This is a genomic window from Ramlibacter sp. MAHUQ-53 (assembly GCF_052600055.1).
In genome coordinates, this window is sequence record NZ_JBQWTS010000001.1 from 724,290 (window position 1) to 740,486 (window position 16,197).

The following is a 16,197-nucleotide window of genomic DNA, read 5'->3' on the forward strand; positions in this document are numbered from 1 at the left end:
CACCGGCCATCTGCCTAGAATGCAATCCGAGATTTCAGCCATGCCTTTCATGGCATGGCTTGAAAGGACAAGGAAACGACATGCAGATCCAGGACTTCCGCCTGTTCCTCGAGGTGGCCGAGGCCGGCAGCTTCACCAAGGTCGCGGCCCAGCGGCAGACCGTGCAATCCCACATCAGCCGCCAGGTCGGCGACCTGGAGAAGCAGTGCGGCAGCCCCCTGTTCCGCCGCACCGGCCGGGGGGTGGTGCTGACCGAGTTCGGCCAGCACGTGGCGCAGCGGGTGCGCCAGTGGGTGAAGGAGAGCGACGAGCTCTTCGCGGACATCCGCCAGACCTCGCGCGTGCCCATGGGCGTGGTGCGCATGGGCATCCTGCCCTCGGCGGCGCATCCGCTGATGACGCAGGTCTTCAGGCGGCTGCACCGGGAGTACCCGCGCATCACGCTGGACATCCGCGAGGGCCAGGGCGGCGAGCTGGACGCCATGCTCGACGCGGGCAGCGTGGACATGGCCATCCTCTTTCGCTACGAGAAGCCTTCCACGCCGGACGAGACCCTGCTGGTCACCGCCAGCACCTACCTCGTGTCCAGCCCCGGCCTGTCGCTCACGCACGCGGACACGGTGGATTTCAAGCGGCTGGAGGGCCTGCCCCTGGTGCTGCCGCGCCGGCCGGGGCACTGGCGCGCCATCCTCGACGAGACGGCGCGCAGCAAGGGCTTCACGCTGCAGGCGGCGATCGAGGCGGATTCACTGACGATGCAGAAGGAGCTGATCGCCAGCCACAAGCACCTGTACGCCCTGCTCGGCCCCTTTTCCGTGAACCAGGAGCTGCGCCTGGGCCGGCTGCAGGCGGCCCGGGTGGTGGCGCCGGACCTCAGGCGCTACGTGACCCTCGCCCGCCCCCGGCAAGGGGCGCTGACCCAGGCCAGCCGCATCGTCGCGGGGCTGGTGATGGAAACCGTGCAGTCGTGGAAGGGGCAGCTCACGACGCCGGCGTGAGGGCCGTCCGCCGCTCCCGCCACGCCTGCACCTGCGCCGAGACGTCACTGGCCCGGCGCATCACCACCACGCGCTCCGGCAGCGCCCGGCGGTGCGCGGCGGCGGCCGATCCGCCCACCCACACCTCCACCCCCTCGGGCAATTGGTCCTGCAGCTGGCGCAGGCTGTCGACGAGGTCGCGCCGCGAGGCATGGGCGCTGAAGCTCAGGGCCAGCACGTCGACGCGCAGCTGCCGGGCCGCCAGCACGATGTCCGCGACCGGCGTCGACACGCCGAGCACGAAGCGCGCACAGGACTCCAGGGCGAAATGGCACTCCGCCATCAGCAGCCCCAGGCCGTGCTGCTCGCCCGGCGTCGTGGTGAGCAGCACGCGCGGCTGCCGCGCCAGGCCCTGGCCGCTGGCGTCCAGCGAGGCGATGGCCTCGCGCAGCACGGTCTGCAGGGTTTCGGTGAACAGGTGCTCCTGGTAGACCGACAGCTCGCCGCGCAGCCAGGCATCGCCGACCAGCACGCACAGCGGCGCGACCAGGTCCTCCACCGTCGGGCCCAGCCCGTGCCGGAGGATGTGCTGCTGCAGCGCCTGCCGCACCGCGTCGGTCCGGTCGGCCGCCAGCCAGCCGAGCCAGGGTGAAGCCAGGTCCTGCAGCAGGCCGGCGGCCGGCGCCACCGACGCCCGGGCCGCGCCAGCCCGCCCGGCCGGCCCGCCCAGGGCCACCAGCGCCTGGAGTTCGTCGAACGGCAGCGGCACCACCTTGCCCGGGCGGTGCCCGGCGTCCAGCAGGCGCTTGATCACCCGCAGCCGCCGCACCTGGTCCGGCGGGTAGGCCCGCTCCCCCAGCCCGTCCCGCGACGGCAGGGGAAAGCCGTAGCGCCGCTCCCACACCCGCAGCGTGTCCTTGCCCAGGCCGGTGTCGCGCTCCACGTCGGCGATCGACCAGGTGGCATCGCCGTCGTTCGGGCGGTCGGGTGGGGTGCCGGGCGGGGAGTCCATGGGGCGGTTTTGGGGTGTCGGGTGGGCGCAGTGGGGGGCTGATCGCCCTGCTTTGCGTCCGAATTTAACTCAGCCTACAATTGATTTGTCTAGGACAAACTCAAAGTCCGTAGGAATCTTCATGAAAGTCGCCATCGTCGGTTCCGGCATCTCGGGCCTGGCCGCAGCCCACCGGCTCCGCCCGCACGCCCACGTCACCCTGTTCGAGGCGGGGGACTATTTCGGCGGCCATACCCACACGGTCGACATCACCCTGCAGAACCGGCACGGCGCCCCGACCACCTTCGGCGTGGACACCGGCTTCCTGGTCTTCAACGAGCGCACCTACCCCCAGCTCATCGCCCTGTTCGCGGAGCTGGGCGTGGCGACCACGCCCTCGGACATGTCGTTCTCCGTCCAGGTGCCGGGCGTGCACGGCGGCCAGCCGCTGGAGTGGAGCGGCCACAGCCTGGCGACGGTGTTCGCGCAGAAGCGCAACCTGGCCAGCCCGCGCTTCCTCGGCATGCTGGCGGACCTGCTGCGCTTCAACCGGCTGTGCACCCGGATCGCGCAGGCGGGGGACGAGGCCGCCCTGGAGCAGCCCCTGGCCGACTTCCTCGACGCCCACCGCTTCGGCCCGGCCTTCCGGGACTGGTACTTCCTGCCGATGCTGGGCTGCATCTGGAGCTGCCCGACGGACCAGATGCTGCAGTTCCCGGTGGCGACCATGATCCGCTTCTGCCACAACCACGGCCTGCTGCAGGTGAACGACCGGCCGCAGTGGCACACCGTCACCGGCGGCGCCCGCCACTACGTGCGCCGGATCATTTCCCAGCTGATGGACGCCCGCCTGCGCACGCCCGTGCGCCAGGTGCGGCGCGACGCCGCCGGCGTGACGGTCCACACCGACCAGGGCAGCGAGCGCTTCGACCAGCTGGTGCTGGCCACCCACTCCGACCAGGCGCTGGCCCTGCTGGCCCAGCCCACCGCGGCCGAGGCCGAGGTGCTCGGCGCGATCCGCTACCAGCCGAACCGGGCGGTGCTGCACACCGACACCTCGGTCCTGCCCCGCCGCGAGGCCGCCTGGGCCGCCTGGAACTACGAGCGCGCCGCGGACCGCACGCAGGAGGCCGGCCGGGTCTGCCTCCATTACCTCCTCAACCGCCTGCAGCCCCTGCCCATCGCCCAGCCGGTGGTGGAGTCGCTGAACCCGGTGCGCCCGATCGATCCCGCCCGGGTGCTGGGCGAGTTCGAGTACAGCCACCCGGTGTTCGACGCCGCGGCGATCCGCGCGCAGCGGCGCGTGCCGCAGCTGCAGGGCATGAACCACACCTGGTTCTGCGGCGCCTGGACGGGCTACGGCTTCCACGAGGACGGGCTCAAGTCCGGCCTCGCCGTGGCCGCCGACCTGCTGGCCCATACCGCCGCTGCCCGCAAGGTGGCCGCATGAGCCAGGCGCCGGTCGCCCAGCTCGGCTTCGGCCAGGTGCGGCACACCCGGCTGCGCCCGCGGCGGCATGCGTTTGTCTACGACACTTTCTTCCTGATGCTGCCGATGCGCCGGCTCCAGGACCCGGCCGCCCTCGGCGGCCTGGCCGTCAACCGGCCGGCGCCCATCAGCTTCCACGACAGCGACCACGGCGACGGCCGCGGCCCGGCCGAGGGCGGCGCGCTGGCCTGGATGGAGGCGCTGCTCCGGCAGGAGGGCATCACCGACGCCGACGGCGAGGTCTGGCTCCACACCTACCCGCGCATGCTGGGCTACACCTTCAAGCCGGTGAGCTTCTGGTACTGCCACCGGGCCGACGGCAGCCTGCGCGCCATCGTGGCCGAGGTCAACAACACCTTCGGCGAGCGCCACTGCTACCTGCTGGACCGCCCCCGCTACGGCGCCGAGCTGGAGGCCGGCAAGTGCTTCCATGTCTCGCCGTTCTGCCGGGTGGAGGGCCGCTACCGCTTCCGCTTCCTGCGCACGCAGGGCGAGGCCGGCCCCCGCACCGTGGTGCGCGTGGACCATGACGACGGCGACGGCCCGCTCCTGAACACCAGCGTCAGCGGCACCCTGGAGCCGGTCACGCCCGCCGCCCTGCGGCGCGCGCTGTGGCGCTACCCGGCCATGACCCTGATGGTGATGGCCCGCATCCACTGGCAGGCGCTGCAGATCTGGCTGAAACGCACCGGATTCCACCGCAAGCCGCCCGCCCCCGAGGCGGCGGTGACCCGCCAGCCCCCTGTCCCCTGCCCCCGGACCCCGAGCGCATGAACACCCTCACCGCCGCCACGCCCACCGGCCTGACCCTGCCCGCCCGCACGCCCGCCGCGGCACGCACCGTGTTCCGCCTGCTGCAGCGGCTGCGCCACGGCTCGCTCACCCTCCACCTGCCCGACGGCGAGGTGTGCACGGTGGGCGACGGCCAGGGCCCGCATGCCACCCTGCACCTGAAGAACTGGAGCCCCTGCCGCGCCGCGCTGCGCTCGGGCGACATCGGCTTCGCCGAGAGCTACCTGGCCGGTGACTGGACCACCCCGCAGCTGCCCCAGCTGCTGGAGCTGCTGGCCCGCAACCGGCAGGCGCTGGACGACGTGATCCACGGCTCCTGGGCCGGCCGCCTGCTGTACCGGCTGCGCCACCTCCTGAACCGCAACACCCGCCGCAACAGCCGCAAGAACATCCACGCCCACTACGACCTGGGCAACGCGTTCTACCGGCTCTGGCTGGACGGGACCATGAACTACTCCTCCGCCCTGTTCGAGGGCGACCCGCAGCGCGACATGGCCGAGGCCCAGCACGCCAAGGTGCGGCGCGCGCTGCGCCTGGCCGGCGTGCAGCCGGGCGACCGCGTGCTGGAGATCGGCTGCGGCTGGGGCGCGCTGGCCGAGAAGGCGACGACGGAATTCGGCGCGCACCTGACCGGCGTCACCCTGTCCACCGAGCAGCTGGCCTGGGCGCAGGAGCGGCTGGCGGCGCTGGGCGTGGCCGAGCGCGCCGACCTGCGCCTGCAGGACTACCGCGACATCGCCGACGGCCCCTACGACGCGGTCTGCTCCATCGAGATGGTGGAGGCCGTCGGCCGCGAGTACTGGCCCACCTACTTCGGCAGCATCGCGCGCCTGCTCAAGCCGGGCGGCCGGGCCTGCATCCAGAGCATCGTGATCCAGGACCGGCTGTTCGGGCGCTACATCCGCGGCACCGACTTCATCCAGCAGTACATCTTCCCCGGCGGCTGCCTGCCCTGCCCGGCCGAGTTCCGCCGCGAGGCCGAAGCGGCCGGCCTGCAGGTCGTGGACGAACTGGCCTTCGGCGCCGACTACGCCGAGACCTGCCGCCGCTGGCGCGAGGACTTCCTGGCCCGGCGCGAGGAGGTGCTGGCGCTGGGCTTCGACGAGCGCTTCCTGCGCATCTGGGAGTTCTACCTGGCGTACTGCGAGGCCGGCTTCGCGGTGGGGGACATCGATGTGGTCCAGTACACGCTGGCGCGTTGACCGGGCGCTGCTGCTGGCCCTGGCGCTGTGGCTGTGCCTGGGCGCGCTGCCGCCCGCGGCGGCGAGCCCCGGCCCCCACCCCCAGCTGGCCGGCAGCCGCCTGCAGGGCGAGGCCACGCTGCGCTACTTCGGCCTGCGCGTCTACCACGCGCGCCTGTGGACCCGGCCCGGCTTCCAGGCCGACCAGCCCGAGGCCCAGCCGCTGGTGCTGGAGCTGGAGTACCTGCGGGACTTCGCCGGCAGCGCCATCGCCGGCCGCTCGCTGGACGAGATGCGCCGCGCCGGGCCCCTGCCGGAGCCCCTGGCCCGGCGCTGGCAGGCGGAGATGGCGCGCGTGTTCCCCGACGTGAAGGCGGGCGACCGGCTGGCCGGCCTGCACCTGCCCGGCGAGGGCGCGCGCTTCTGGCACAACGGCCGCCCCGTGGGGCAGGTCGACGACCCCGACTTCGGCCGCCGGTTCTTCGGCATCTGGCTGGCCCCCACCACCTCGCAGCCGGCGCTGCGCCTGGCGCTCCTGGGCCTGGGCGAGCGCGCCGGTCCCTGAGACGCCGAGCCCCACCAGGAAAACCCATGCGCACCACGAGCCCCGCCGAAGCCCCCAGCGCGCCGCGCCCGATGAGTCCCCTCGCACGCGCCCGCCGCCTGCTGCTCGCCCTCGCCGCCGCGGCGGGCCTGGCCGGCTGCGCCAACCCCGACATCGCCAGCTACGCCGGCGAGCGCCCCACCCTGGACCTGGCGCGCTACTTCAACGGCAAGGTCGTCGCGCACGGCATCTTCCAGGACCGCAGCGGCCAGGTGGTGCGGCGCTTCACCGTCGACATGGACTGCCGCTGGGAGGGCGACCAGGGCGTGCTCGACGAGCGCTTCACCTACTCGGACGGCACCACCGACCGCCGTGTCTGGCGCCTCACCCGGCATGCGGACGGCCGCTACACCGGCACCGCGGACGACGTGGTCGGCACCGCCAGCGGCCAGGCCTCGGGCAATGCGTTCTTCTGGACCTACGTGCTGCGCCTGCCAGTCGACGGCAAGGTCTACGAGGTGCGCTTCGAGGACTGGATGTTCCTGGTGGACGACCGCGTGATGCTCAATCGCGCCACCATGAGCAAGTTCGGCGTGCGCCTGGGCGAGGTCACGCTGTCCTTCAACAAGCCGCAGCCGTGAGCCTCAATCCGCCGATCCGCGACTGGCGCGGCCGCCGCGTCTGGCTGGTGGGCGCGTCCACCGGCATCGGCCGGGCCCTGGCCGAGCGCCTGCATGGCCTCGGGGCCACGGTGCTGGTCTCGGCCCGCAAGGCCGAGGCCCTGGACGCCTTCGTGCAGGCGCACCCGGGCAGCGTGGCCCTGCCCCTGGACGTGACGAACCGCCAGGCCGTGCGCCGCGCCGCCCAGGAGGCCCTGGCCGGCGGCCCGCTGGACCTGGTGTGCTACTGCGCGGGCCACTACCAGCCGATGCGCGCCACCGCGATGGACCTCGACGAGCTGATGCGCCACCAGGCGATCAACACCGCCGGCGCGCTGCACGTGCTCGACGCGGTCACGCCGGCGATGCTGGCCCGCGGCCAGGGCCACCTGGGCTTCATCAGCAGCGTGGCCGGCTTCCGCGGCCTGCCGCTGAGCCTGGCCTACGGGCCGACCAAGGCCGCCCTCATCAACCTGGCCGAGACGCTCTACCTCGACCTGCGCCCGCGGGGCCTGGGCGTGAGCCTCATCAACCCGGGCTTCGTCGACACGCCGCTGACCGCGGGCAATGCTTTCCCCATGCCGGCGCTGATCACCGCCGACCAGGCGGCGCAGGCCATCGTGGCCGGCTGGGAACGGGGCCGCTTCGAGATCCATTTCCCCCGGCGCTTCACCGGCGTGATGAAGCTGCTGCGGCTGCTGCCGTACCGCCTGTACTTCGCCGCCGTGCGGCGGGCCACCGGCCTGTGAATCCGGCGCCTGACACCATGGCCCTTCCCGACACCCCGGCGCCGCCTGCATCGCCTGCATCGCCTGCCGCGACGGCCATCGCCCCCGCGGTGGCGCAACTCGTGGACTTCTTCGAACGCCTCGCGCCCCACGACCTGCCGCGCCTTCACGCGCTCTACGCCCCCGGCGCGCGCTTCAAGGACCCGTTCAACGAGGTCGAGGGCCCGGCGGCCATCGAGGGCATCTTCCGCCACATGTTCGAGTCCCTCGAGGCGCCGCGCTTCCTCGTCACCGGCCAGGTGGTGCAGGGCGCGCAGTGCTTCCTGACCTGGGACTTCCATTTCCGCTTCCGCCGCTTCGACACCCGGTCGTGGCAGGTGGTGCGCGGCGCCAGCCACCTCGTGTTCGACGACCAGGGCCGCGTCACCCTGCACCGCGACTACTGGGACGCCGCCGAGGAGCTGTACGAGAAGCTGCCCGGTATCGGCGGCCTCATGCGCTGGCTCAAGCGGCGCGCCCGCACCTGACCGTGGACTACCGGGTCGTCTGGTTCAAGCGCGACCTGCGCGTGCAGGACCACCTGCCGCTGCACGAGGCCGCGCGCCTCGGGCCGGTGCTGTGCCTCTACATCGTCGAGCCGGGCCTCTGGGCGCAGCCGGACGCGGCGACGCAGCACTACCGCTTCATCGAGGAGTCGCTGGCCACGCTGGACCGCGCGCTGCGCGCCCTGGGCACGCGGCTGCACGTGGCGGTGGGGGAGGCGGTGGAGGTCCTCGACGCCCTGCACCGGCACGCGCCCTTCGCCGCGCTCCACGCGCACGAGGAAACCGGCAACGACTTCACCTACCGGCGCGACCTCGCCGTTGCCCGCTGGTGCCGCGAGCGCGGCGTGGGCTGGCACGAGCGGCCGCAGTTCGGCGTGGTGCGCGGCCTGCGAGACCGCGGACGCTGGCAACCCCGGTGGGAGGCCCACATGGCCGCCGCGCAGGCGCCGCTGCCCGCGGCCCTCGCCGCGCCGCAAGCGCGGGACCTGCCTGCCGCCGTGTTCCCCTGGGCCTCGCGCCCACTGCCCTCGCCCGCCGCGCTGGGCCTGGACCCGCACGACCCGCCGCAGCGCCAGCGCGGCGGCCGCCCGCAGGCCGAGCGCGTGCTGGAGGACTTCCTGCGGGATCGCAGCGCCCGCTACCGCGGCGGCATCTCCTCGCCCCTGAGCGCGCCGCAGGCCTGCTCGCGCCTGTCGCCCTACCTCGCCTACGGCTGCCTGGGAATGCGCGAGGTGGTGCAGGCCACCCGCGCCGCGATGCAGGACGCGCCCGCCGCGGCGCAGGCCCGCGGCCTGCAGGCCTTCCAGAGCCGGCTGTACTGGCACTGCCACTTCATCCAGAAGCTGGAGAGCGAGCCCGAACTGGAGTGGCGCAACCTGCACCGCGGCTACGACGGCCTGCGCGAGCCGCACTGGAACCCGGCGCACTTCGAGGCGCTGTCGCAGGGCCGCACCGGCTGGCCGATGGTGGACGCCTGCGTCGCCATGCTGCGGCACACCGGCTGGATCAACTTCCGCATGCGGGCGATGCTGGTCTCGGTGGCCGCCTACCCGCTGTGGCTGCACTGGCGCGAAGTGGGCCACTGGCTGGCCCGCGAGTTCCTCGACTACGAGCCCGGCATCCACTGGCCGCAGCTGCAGATGCAGTCGGGCACCACCGGCATCAACACCACGCGCGTCTACAACCCGGTCAAGCAGGCGCTCGACCACGACCCCCAGGGCCGCTTCGTGCGTCGCTGGGTGCCGGCGATGCGCCGCGTCCCGGACACCTGGCTGTTCGAGCCCTGGCGCATGCCGCCCGACGTGCAGGCGCGCTGCGGCGTGCGCGTGGGCGTCGACATCCCGCAGCCCCTCGTGGACCTCGAGCCGGCGCTGCGCGACGCCAAGGCCCGCCTGCACGCCGTGCGCCGCCAGCCCGAGGTGCGCGAGGCGAAGGCCGCCGTGGTGGAGCGGCACGGCTCGCGCCGCGGCATGCCGGGCGCCACGGCGCGTCCCCGCGGCCCGGCCCGGTCCGCCGCCTCCCCCTGCGCGTGCGCCGCGGCGGACCAGCTCTCCCTGGATTTCTGAGATGAAGATGCGAAGGAAGTCGGAGTTGCCGACCAAACGCTGCGCCTGCTGCGGCCTGGACTTCGCCTGGCGCCGCAAGTGGGCGCGGGACTGGGAGGCGGTGAAGTACTGCTCGGAGCGCTGCCGCCGCCAGGGCGCCGTGCCGGCCGGGGAGCCCCGGCGATGACCGTCCTTCGCCTCGTCCTGGGCGACCAGCTCGACCCGCTGCACCCCTGGTATGCCGAGGTGCGACCGGAGGTGGTCTATGTGCTGATGGAGGTGCGCAGCGAGACCGACTACGTGCGCCACCACGCGCAGAAGGTGCTGGGCATCTTCGCCGCGCTGCGCGCGTTCGCCGAACGGCTCAAGGCCGCGGGGCACCGCGTGCGGCACATCGCCATCGACCACCCGAGCAACCGCCAGAGCCTGACCGGCAACCTGGACGCGCTGGTCACGCACTACCGCGCCACCGCCGTCGATTACCAGGCCCCGGACGAATGGCGCGTGGACCGCGAGCTGGCCGAGTGGGCGCGCCGCTGCAGCGTGCCAGTGTCGATGGTGGACACCCATCACTTCTACACCGCGCGCGACACGGTGCAACGGCTGTTCGGGGACAAGCCCCACTGGCTGATGGAGACCTTCTACCGCCAGCAGCGCCGCCTGCACCGCGTGCTGCTGGAGCCCGACGGCCAGCCCGTGGGCGGCCGGTGGAACTACGACGCCGACAACCGCCGGCCCTGGCCCGGCACGCCCGCGCCGCCCGAGGACACGCGGCCCCGCCACGACCACGCGGCGCTGTGGCAGGCCATCGCCCGCGCCGGCGTGCAGACCGTGGGCGAGCCTCAGGCCCGCGACTTCCGCTGGCCGCTGGACCGGGCCGAGGCCCTGCAGCAGCTGGACCACTTCATCGCCCGCGGCCTGCCGCATTTCGGCGACTACCAGGACGCCCTCTCGCGGCGCCACTGGCACCTGTTCCACTCGCTGCTCTCGTTCGCCCTGAACACCAAGATGCTGAACCCGCGCGAGGTGGTGGGCCGCGCCGAGCAGGCCTGGCGGGAAGGCCAGGCGCCGCTGCATGCGGTGGAAGGCTTCATCCGTCAGGTGCTGGGGTGGCGCGAGTACGTGCGCGGCGTCTACTGGGCCCGCATGCCGGGCTACACCGAGGCGAACGGGCTGGGCCACGAGCGGCCGCTGCCGCCCTGGTTCTGGGACGGCCGCACCCGCATGGCCTGCGTGGCCGCTGCCATCGGCCAGTCGCTCGAACACGCCTACGCGCATCACATCCAGCGGCTCATGGTGGTCGGCAACTTCGCCCTGCTCGCGGGCCTCGCGCCGGCCGAGGTCCACCGCTGGTACCTGGGCATCTACATCGACGCCTTCGAGTGGGTGGAGGCGCCCAACACCCTGGGCATGAGCCAGTTCGCCGACGGCGGCCGGCTCGCGACCAAGCCCTACGTGAGCACCGCCGCCTACCTGGACCGCATGGGCGACCACTGCGCCGGCTGCCACTACGACCGCAAGGCCCGCACCGGCGAGCGCGCCTGCCCCTTCAACGCGCTGTACTGGGACTTCTTCGACCGGCACCGGGCGCGGCTCGCGGGCAACCACCGGCTCGCGATGGTGTACCGCCAGCTGGACCGCCTGGCCCCGGACGCCCTGCAGGCCCTGCGGGCCCAGGCCGCCGGCAGCCTGGCGCGGCTGGACTCCCTGTGACACAGGCCGCCCGCATTCCCGGGGCCTGCGATGCCTGCGGCGTCTCAGGCGATGGCGGCTGCGGCGGCCCGCCACCTTGAGCGATGATGGGAGCGCATCCACTGCGCCGACCTCCTCACCGCCCCTCACCATCCCTCAGCGATGCTCGCTGCCACCCGCATCCTCCTCTGGCGCCTGCTGGCGCTCGCCAGCCTGGCCCTGGGCGTGGTGGGTGTGTTCCTGCCGGTGCTGCCCACGGTGCCCTTCGTGCTGCTGGCGGCCTGGGCCGCTTCGCGGGGCTGGCCGGCGCTGGATGCCTGGCTGCTCGCGCACGCCCACTTCGGCCCCGCCATCCGCCAGTGGCGCGCGCACGGGGCGGTGCCGCGCCGGGCGAAATGGTTCGCCACGCTGGCGATGTCGGGCAGCGCACTGATGCTGCTGTTCGTGCCGGTGAACGGCTGGCTGCGGGCGGGCATCTGCGCAGTCATGGTGGCCGTGGGCTGCTGGCTGTGGCGCCGTCCGGAGCCGGCCCCGGACGACGCACCCCGCCCGGGCGGCGGGCGCGATTAGGGTGTGTCATCGGATTCCCCGGGCCCGCGACGCCGCCCGCAGCCATGCCCGCGGGGGTTTCTGCGGACCACGCGTTTCACGCCCGCTTCAGGACGCCCGCAAAGTAGGCAGACAACGCCTCGAACCCGTCCAGGGGCAGGACATGGGCCACGTACTGGTCGGGCCGCACCACGACCATGCATCCCCGGTCCCGGTCGATCCCGCGCATGGCGAAGATGTCGCCCACGCCCTTGTGGTCCACGCAGAAGACCTTCTCGTGGTCCTGCAGGCCCAGCTTGCCGGTCCTGGGCTTCAGGAGGGACGGCATCTTCTCGTAGGCGAGCTGGTCGAAGGTCTGCTGGAACACCGCGCGGAAGTCGATCACCGCGTCGATGTCTTCGCCCTTGCGCGTGTGCTGGACGACAGGCGAGTCGGGGTGGGTTTCCAGCCAGTCAGCCAGCCGGTGGATCGCGCTGCCCGGCTCGGAGCTGTCGGCCTTGCCCGCGAAGGCGTAGAGGCGCCAGCGCGCGTCCGCCTCGGCCACATGGCCCAGTTGCATCTGCTTGGCGTCCGATACGCGCACGACCGGTGCCGAGTGGAAGCGGCGACCGATCTCCAGGCCGCGCGCCAGCGCCTGGTGGGTTCCGGGGCCGATCAGGCGCGACGGGTCGTATTTCACGGCATTGCCGCCCGTGAACTCCAGGTTCGCCTTGAACTGGCGGATGATGCGCGGCTCCTCGGTGCCGTCCCGCTCGGCCTGCGTGGTCGGCGCCGACATGATCCGCGCCCACTGGTGGTCCGTCTCGACCAGTCGCTTGGCCTCGGTCAGTCGCTCGCTGGAATAGGTTCGCAGCAGGCTGGCGTCCGCCCGCCCCTGGAGGACGTGCACCAGCTTCCAGCCCAGGTTGAACGTGTCCTGCATCGAAACGTTCATCCCCTGGCCGGCCTTGGGCGAGTGGGTGTGGCAGGCGTCTCCCGCCGTGAACACGCGCGGGTTGCGGTCCTCGCCCTCCGGCACGTCATCGAACTTGTCGGTGATGCTGTGGCCGATGTCGTAGATGGACCACCAGACCACCTCCTTCACATCGATCGAGTACGGCTGGATGATGCGATTGGCCGCCGCGATCATGTCGTCCTGGGTGAACTTGCGGCTCGCCGCCCTTTCATCAGGGCGGAGCTTGTCCAGTTCGACATACATCCGGAACACGTAGCCGCCCTCTCGCGGGAGGATCAACACGTTCCCCTCGTTGGCGGAGGAGATCAGGCACTTCTGCCGGACGTCCGGGAAGTCCGTATTGGCCAGGATGTCCATCACGCCCCAGGCCTGGTTCGCGGCATCGCCGTGCAGTTTCCCGCCGATCGCCTTGCGCACGGCCGAATGCGCGCCGTCGCAGCCAACCACGTAGTTGGCCCGCACCGTCCGGGTCGCCCCCCAGTTCACGCCAGTGGCGTCCTTGAGCGTCACCGTGACCGGATGGTCCTCGGTCGTCGGGTCGATCGTCAGGCCCACGATTTCCCAGCCGTAGTCGGGTTCGAGGCGCGAAGGCGAGTTCTTCATGACCTCCAGGAAAAGCTCATGCAGCCGGGCCTGGTTGATCAGGATGTGCGGCATCTCCGAGCTGTCATCGGCCACGTCCTGCACCCGGCCGACCCGCCGGATGTGCGCCGGGTTCTTGGGATCCGGCATCCAGAAACTGGTCTGGTTGACCCAGTAGGTTTCGCGCTTGACCTTGTCGGCGAAGCCGAAGGCCTGGAACATTTCCATGGTGCGCGTGTTGATGCCGTCGGCCTTGCCCTTGATGATGTTGGTGGGCATGCGCTCGATGATCATCGTCTCGATCTCGGGGAACTGCGCCAGCTGCGCGGCCAGGCACAGGCCCGCGGGCCCGGTGCCGGCAATCAGTACATCCACCTTTTCAGGCAAGGGCTCATGGACGCCACGATTGCGCCGGTTCGGCGCCGCCTCCTTGACATCAGGGTTACCCCCGCGGAATCCGTTCTTGTAGAACTGCATCTCTCGTCTCCATCGGTTGAAAGAGCGCCGGACCGCCGGCACGCCGAAATAATAACTCTACTTATCATCCCTATCAAGATGATGTGTATGATTATCAATCGATCGGCATCACCCGTGCCAGACCAGTACCCATGAATCAAGAGGCGTGGACATGATGACACTCGACATGGCGGGGCACCTGATTCGCCGCCTTCACCAGCACTCCACCCAGGTCTTCGTGCAGCGCACCCAGGCCGCCGGCTACGACCTGACGCCGGTGCAATTCGCGGCGCTGGACGCGATCCACAACCACCCTTCCACCGACCAGGCGCGTGTCGCGGAGTTGATCGGCTACGACCGGGCCACGATCGGTGGCGTCATTGACCGGCTGGAGAAGAAGGGCTGGGTCGATCGAGTCGTCAGCGAGCGTGACCGGAGGGCGCGCGAGCTGTCCCTCACCGAGCTGGGCCAGCGCACGCTGTCGGACCTTCGACCCATCGTAGAGAGCCTGCAGGAGGACATCCTGCAGCCCCTGAACGAGGCCGATCGGGCGCGTTTCATCGACCTGGCGCGCCGGGTCATCCTGCCGTGAGAGGCGCATCTCGCCGCAGCCCACGCGAGACGAAAGCCGCCGATCCCGGAGGATGGGCACCAAGGAAAACGGCCCGCCGAAGCGGGCCGTTGTCTGATGTGGTGGAGCTGGCGGGAATTGAACCCGCGTCCGCAAGCCTTCTACGAGCAGTTCTACATGCTTAGCGTTCTGGTTTGGTTCTCGCCACCGGTGTCGCGCAGACGCACGCTACACCGGCCGCCAGTACCCTATTTTCTCGCCTCCACCCAAGGTACCCGGGCAAGGCCAGCCGATGTGAATGACGTCGCAGCTCAGGGCTTTCGCCCCTTGCCCCAGCCCATCGACGAACTGGTGCGACGCGGTTGCTTAACTTTTAATTAAGCGGCCATCGCGAACGAGCGATCGTTCGAGGCGGCACCGAACTGCTTGAAGTTGGCAGTTAGTTTTTTTCAGACGGTTTTACGAGGAACCTGAACCTCGGCATGCCCTGCTGCGTGTCCGCACCCACGTCGAAACCGGTGCAGCCCCAGGGTAGCTCGCATTTTAGGCCGCAATCGCCCGTTTCAAGAGGGCCAGCAGGGCCGAAGGTGAATCAATTTCCGCGTCGGCGCCCCAGGCCTGGGTGTCGGTGCGCGCGCCGAGGTAGCCGTAGGTGGCCGCCACCGTGGGCATGCCGGCGGCCCGGCCGGCCACGATGTCACGTTCATCGTCGCCCACGTACAGGCACCGGCCGGGGGCCAGCCCCAGCTGGCGGGCGGCCTCCAGCAGCGGCGCCGGGTGCGGCTTGGCGTGCGGCGTGCTGTCACCCCCCACCACCGCGCGGGCGGTGGCGAACAGCGGCATCTGGCGCGTCAGCGGCGCGGTGAAGCGCATCGACTTGTTGGTCACCACGCCCCAGGCCAGGCCGCGCCCGCCGAGCGCCTCGATCAGCTCCGGCACGCCGTCGAAGGCGCGCGTGAGCTCGGTCATGCGGCGCTCGTAGTTGCGGAAGAACTCCTCGCGCATCTCGGGGAAGTCGGGGTGGTCCGGCGACATGCCGAAGGCGATGCCGAGCATCCCGCGCGCGCCCGCGCCGGCCATGGGGCGGTAGCGGTCCAGGGGCAGTGAAGGCAGCCCGCGGTCGGTGCGCATGCGGTCGGCCGCGGCGCCGAGGTCGGGGGCGCTGTCGATCAAGGTGCCGTCCAGGTCGAACAGCACCGCCTGCACATCGAACATCACGGCTTGCGGGTGGCGAAAAGGTAATTGACGCTGGTGTCGCCCGACAGCCAGTAGCGCTTGGTCAGCGGGTTGTACTCCATGCCCCGGGTCTGCGCGATGTCCAGGCCGGCCTCGCGGCAGCAGCGCGCCAGCTCGCTCGGGCGGATGAACTTGTTCCACTCGTGGGTGCCGCGCGGCAGCATGTTCAGGATGTACTCCGCGCCGACGATGGCGAACAGGAAGCTCTTGGGGTTGCGGTTGATGGTGGAGAAGAACACCCAGCCGCCCGGCTTGACCAGCGTGGAACAGGCGCGCACGACCGAGCCGGGGTCAGGCACGTGCTCGAGCATCTCCATGCAGGTCACCACGTCGAAGCTGCCAGGGGCCTCGGCCGCAAGGGCCTCGACGGCCACCTCGCGGTAGGCGATGTTGGGCGTGCCGGCCTCCAGGGCATGCAGCTGCGCCACCTTCAGCGCCTTGGTGGACAGGTCGATGCCCTGCACCGTCGCGCCCTTGCGGGCCATCGAGTCGGCCAGGATGCCGCCGCCGCAGCCCACGTCCAGCACGCGCTGGCCGGCCAGCGGCACAAGCCCGTTGATCCACTCCAGGCGCAGCGGGTTGATCTGGTGCAGCGGGGCGAATTCGCTCTCGGGATCCCACCAGCGGTGGGCCAGCTCGGAAAACTTGGCCAGTTCGGCCGGATCGGCGTTCAGGGTGCTCATGGAAGATGGATTGTGCGACAGCGG

The 16,197-nt window shown here is 71.3% G+C and carries 17 protein-coding genes and 1 other RNA gene; 13 read left to right on the forward strand and 5 right to left on the reverse strand.

Going from position 1 to position 16,197, the window contains the following annotated elements:
* The first annotated feature begins 80 nt into the window (after positions 1–80).
* On the forward strand, positions 81–998 hold the full coding sequence (locus ACT80S_RS03260) for a LysR family transcriptional regulator (RefSeq protein ID WP_377412524.1): 918 nt from the start codon (positions 81–83) through the stop codon (positions 996–998).
* Here the strand turns inward: ACT80S_RS03260 and ACT80S_RS03265 are convergent.
* Positions 982–1,989: a MerR family transcriptional regulator gene (locus ACT80S_RS03265; protein ID WP_377412526.1), complete on the reverse strand. Its 1,008-nt coding sequence runs from the start codon at positions 1,987–1,989 to the stop codon at positions 982–984. The two genes, ACT80S_RS03260 and ACT80S_RS03265, sit on opposite strands and share 17 nt — an antisense overlap.
* Positions 1,990–2,110: 121 nt before the next feature.
* Here ACT80S_RS03265 and ACT80S_RS03270 point away from each other — a divergent pair, with 121 nt between their 5' ends.
* The 11 genes from ACT80S_RS03270 to ACT80S_RS03320 all read left to right on the forward strand — a co-directional run bounded on the left by ACT80S_RS03270 (position 2,111) and on the right by ACT80S_RS03320 (position 11,711).
* A complete protein-coding gene (locus ACT80S_RS03270) occupies positions 2,111–3,418 on the forward strand; it encodes an NAD(P)/FAD-dependent oxidoreductase (protein WP_377412528.1) in 1,308 nt (435 codons plus the stop codon).
* Complete coding sequence (locus ACT80S_RS03275; protein WP_377412530.1) at positions 3,415–4,230, forward strand: DUF1365 domain-containing protein; 816 nt, start codon at positions 3,415–3,417, stop codon at positions 4,228–4,230. Before ACT80S_RS03270 ends, ACT80S_RS03275 begins: the two co-directional genes overlap by 4 nt.
* On the forward strand, positions 4,227–5,450 hold the full coding sequence (locus ACT80S_RS03280; protein ID WP_377412533.1) for a class I SAM-dependent methyltransferase: 1,224 nt from the start codon (positions 4,227–4,229) through the stop codon (positions 5,448–5,450). The genes ACT80S_RS03275 and ACT80S_RS03280 overlap by 4 nt, the downstream gene beginning before the upstream one ends.
* Positions 5,422–5,994 carry a chalcone isomerase family protein gene (locus ACT80S_RS03285; RefSeq protein WP_377412534.1) on the forward strand — a complete coding sequence of 191 codons (573 nt, stop codon included), beginning with the start codon at positions 5,422–5,424 and terminating at the stop codon, positions 5,992–5,994. Before ACT80S_RS03280 ends, ACT80S_RS03285 begins: the two co-directional genes overlap by 29 nt.
* A gap of 71 nt (positions 5,995–6,065) precedes the next feature.
* Positions 6,066–6,614: a DUF3833 domain-containing protein gene (locus ACT80S_RS03290; protein ID WP_377412639.1), complete on the forward strand. Its 549-nt coding sequence runs from the start codon at positions 6,066–6,068 to the stop codon at positions 6,612–6,614.
* Complete coding sequence (locus ACT80S_RS03295) at positions 6,611–7,381, forward strand: SDR family NAD(P)-dependent oxidoreductase (protein WP_377412537.1); 771 nt, start codon at positions 6,611–6,613, stop codon at positions 7,379–7,381. Before ACT80S_RS03290 ends, ACT80S_RS03295 begins: the two co-directional genes overlap by 4 nt.
* 17 nt (positions 7,382–7,398) lie before the next feature.
* Positions 7,399–7,887, forward strand: coding sequence for a nuclear transport factor 2 family protein (locus ACT80S_RS03300; protein WP_377412540.1), 489 nt, complete (start codon positions 7,399–7,401; stop codon positions 7,885–7,887).
* 2 nt (positions 7,888–7,889) lie between these two features.
* Positions 7,890–9,470: a cryptochrome/deoxyribodipyrimidine photo-lyase family protein gene (locus tag ACT80S_RS03305; protein WP_377412543.1), complete on the forward strand. Its 1,581-nt coding sequence runs from the start codon at positions 7,890–7,892 to the stop codon at positions 9,468–9,470.
* Positions 9,471–9,495: 25 nt separating this feature from the next.
* Positions 9,496–9,636, forward strand: a complete 141-nt coding sequence (locus ACT80S_RS03310; protein ID WP_377412545.1) for a DUF2256 domain-containing protein — start codon at positions 9,496–9,498, stop codon at positions 9,634–9,636.
* A complete protein-coding gene (locus ACT80S_RS03315) occupies positions 9,633–11,162 on the forward strand; it encodes a cryptochrome/photolyase family protein (RefSeq protein WP_377412547.1) in 1,530 nt (509 codons plus the stop codon). The genes ACT80S_RS03310 and ACT80S_RS03315 overlap by 4 nt, the downstream gene beginning before the upstream one ends.
* A 141-nt stretch (positions 11,163–11,303) precedes the next feature.
* The gene (locus ACT80S_RS03320) at positions 11,304–11,711 is read left to right on the forward strand and encodes a YbaN family protein (protein ID WP_377412549.1); all 408 of its coding nucleotides are present in this window, start codon (positions 11,304–11,306) and stop codon (positions 11,709–11,711) included.
* Between the two features lie 76 nt (positions 11,712–11,787).
* Here the strand turns inward: ACT80S_RS03320 and ACT80S_RS03325 are convergent, their stop codons facing one another.
* Complete coding sequence (locus ACT80S_RS03325) at positions 11,788–13,704, reverse strand: FAD-dependent monooxygenase (protein ID WP_377412551.1); 1,917 nt, start codon at positions 13,702–13,704, stop codon at positions 11,788–11,790.
* A 151-nt stretch (positions 13,705–13,855) separates the two neighbouring features.
* Between ACT80S_RS03325 and ACT80S_RS03330 the strand changes: the two genes are divergently transcribed.
* Complete coding sequence (locus ACT80S_RS03330; protein ID WP_377412553.1) at positions 13,856–14,275, forward strand: MarR family winged helix-turn-helix transcriptional regulator; 420 nt, start codon at positions 13,856–13,858, stop codon at positions 14,273–14,275.
* A 99-nt stretch (positions 14,276–14,374) separates the two neighbouring features.
* On the opposite strand, the gene ssrA is transcribed toward ACT80S_RS03330, so the two are convergent.
* The 3 genes from ssrA to ubiG all read right to left on the reverse strand — a co-directional run bounded on the left by ssrA (position 14,375) and on the right by ubiG (position 16,173).
* Positions 14,375–14,782, reverse strand: a transfer-messenger RNA (tmRNA) gene (gene ssrA / locus ACT80S_RS03335).
* 15 nt (positions 14,783–14,797) lie between these two features.
* Complete coding sequence (gene gph, locus ACT80S_RS03340; RefSeq protein ID WP_377412555.1) at positions 14,798–15,469, reverse strand: phosphoglycolate phosphatase; 672 nt, start codon at positions 15,467–15,469, stop codon at positions 14,798–14,800.
* A complete protein-coding gene (gene ubiG / locus ACT80S_RS03345) occupies positions 15,469–16,173 on the reverse strand; it encodes a bifunctional 2-polyprenyl-6-hydroxyphenol methylase/3-demethylubiquinol 3-O-methyltransferase UbiG (RefSeq protein ID WP_377412557.1) in 705 nt (234 codons plus the stop codon). The genes gph and ubiG overlap by 1 nt, the downstream gene beginning before the upstream one ends.
* Between the last annotated feature and the right edge of the window lie 24 nt (positions 16,174–16,197).

Bases quoted from the DNA above. Each gene is read 5' to 3' on its own strand.
- ubiG (WP_377412557.1), bottom strand. From the start codon at position 16,173: ATGAGCACCCTGAACGCCGATCCGGCCGAACTGGCCAAGTTTTCCGAG.
- ACT80S_RS03265 (WP_377412526.1), bottom strand. From the start codon at position 1,989: ATGGACTCCCCGCCCGGCACCCCACCCGACCGCCCGAACGACGGCGAT.
- gph (WP_377412555.1), bottom strand. From the start codon at position 15,469: ATGTTCGATGTGCAGGCGGTGCTGTTCGACCTGGACGGCACCTTGATC.
- ACT80S_RS03285 (WP_377412534.1), top strand. From the start codon at position 5,422: ATGTGGTCCAGTACACGCTGGCGCGTTGACCGGGCGCTGCTGCTGGCC.
- ACT80S_RS03280 (WP_377412533.1), top strand. From the start codon at position 4,227: ATGAACACCCTCACCGCCGCCACGCCCACCGGCCTGACCCTGCCCGCC.
- ACT80S_RS03270 (WP_377412528.1), top strand. From the start codon at position 2,111: ATGAAAGTCGCCATCGTCGGTTCCGGCATCTCGGGCCTGGCCGCAGCC.
- ACT80S_RS03300 (WP_377412540.1), top strand. From the start codon at position 7,399: ATGGCCCTTCCCGACACCCCGGCGCCGCCTGCATCGCCTGCATCGCCT.
- ACT80S_RS03315 (WP_377412547.1), top strand. From the start codon at position 9,633: ATGACCGTCCTTCGCCTCGTCCTGGGCGACCAGCTCGACCCGCTGCAC.
- ACT80S_RS03325 (WP_377412551.1), bottom strand. From the start codon at position 13,704: ATGCAGTTCTACAAGAACGGATTCCGCGGGGGTAACCCTGATGTCAAG.
- ACT80S_RS03260 (WP_377412524.1), top strand. From the start codon at position 81: ATGCAGATCCAGGACTTCCGCCTGTTCCTCGAGGTGGCCGAGGCCGGC.
- ACT80S_RS03330 (WP_377412553.1), top strand. From the start codon at position 13,856: ATGATGACACTCGACATGGCGGGGCACCTGATTCGCCGCCTTCACCAG.
- ACT80S_RS03290 (WP_377412639.1), top strand. From the start codon at position 6,066: ATGAGTCCCCTCGCACGCGCCCGCCGCCTGCTGCTCGCCCTCGCCGCC.
- ACT80S_RS03275 (WP_377412530.1), top strand. From the start codon at position 3,415: ATGAGCCAGGCGCCGGTCGCCCAGCTCGGCTTCGGCCAGGTGCGGCAC.
- ACT80S_RS03320 (WP_377412549.1), top strand. From the start codon at position 11,304: ATGCTCGCTGCCACCCGCATCCTCCTCTGGCGCCTGCTGGCGCTCGCC.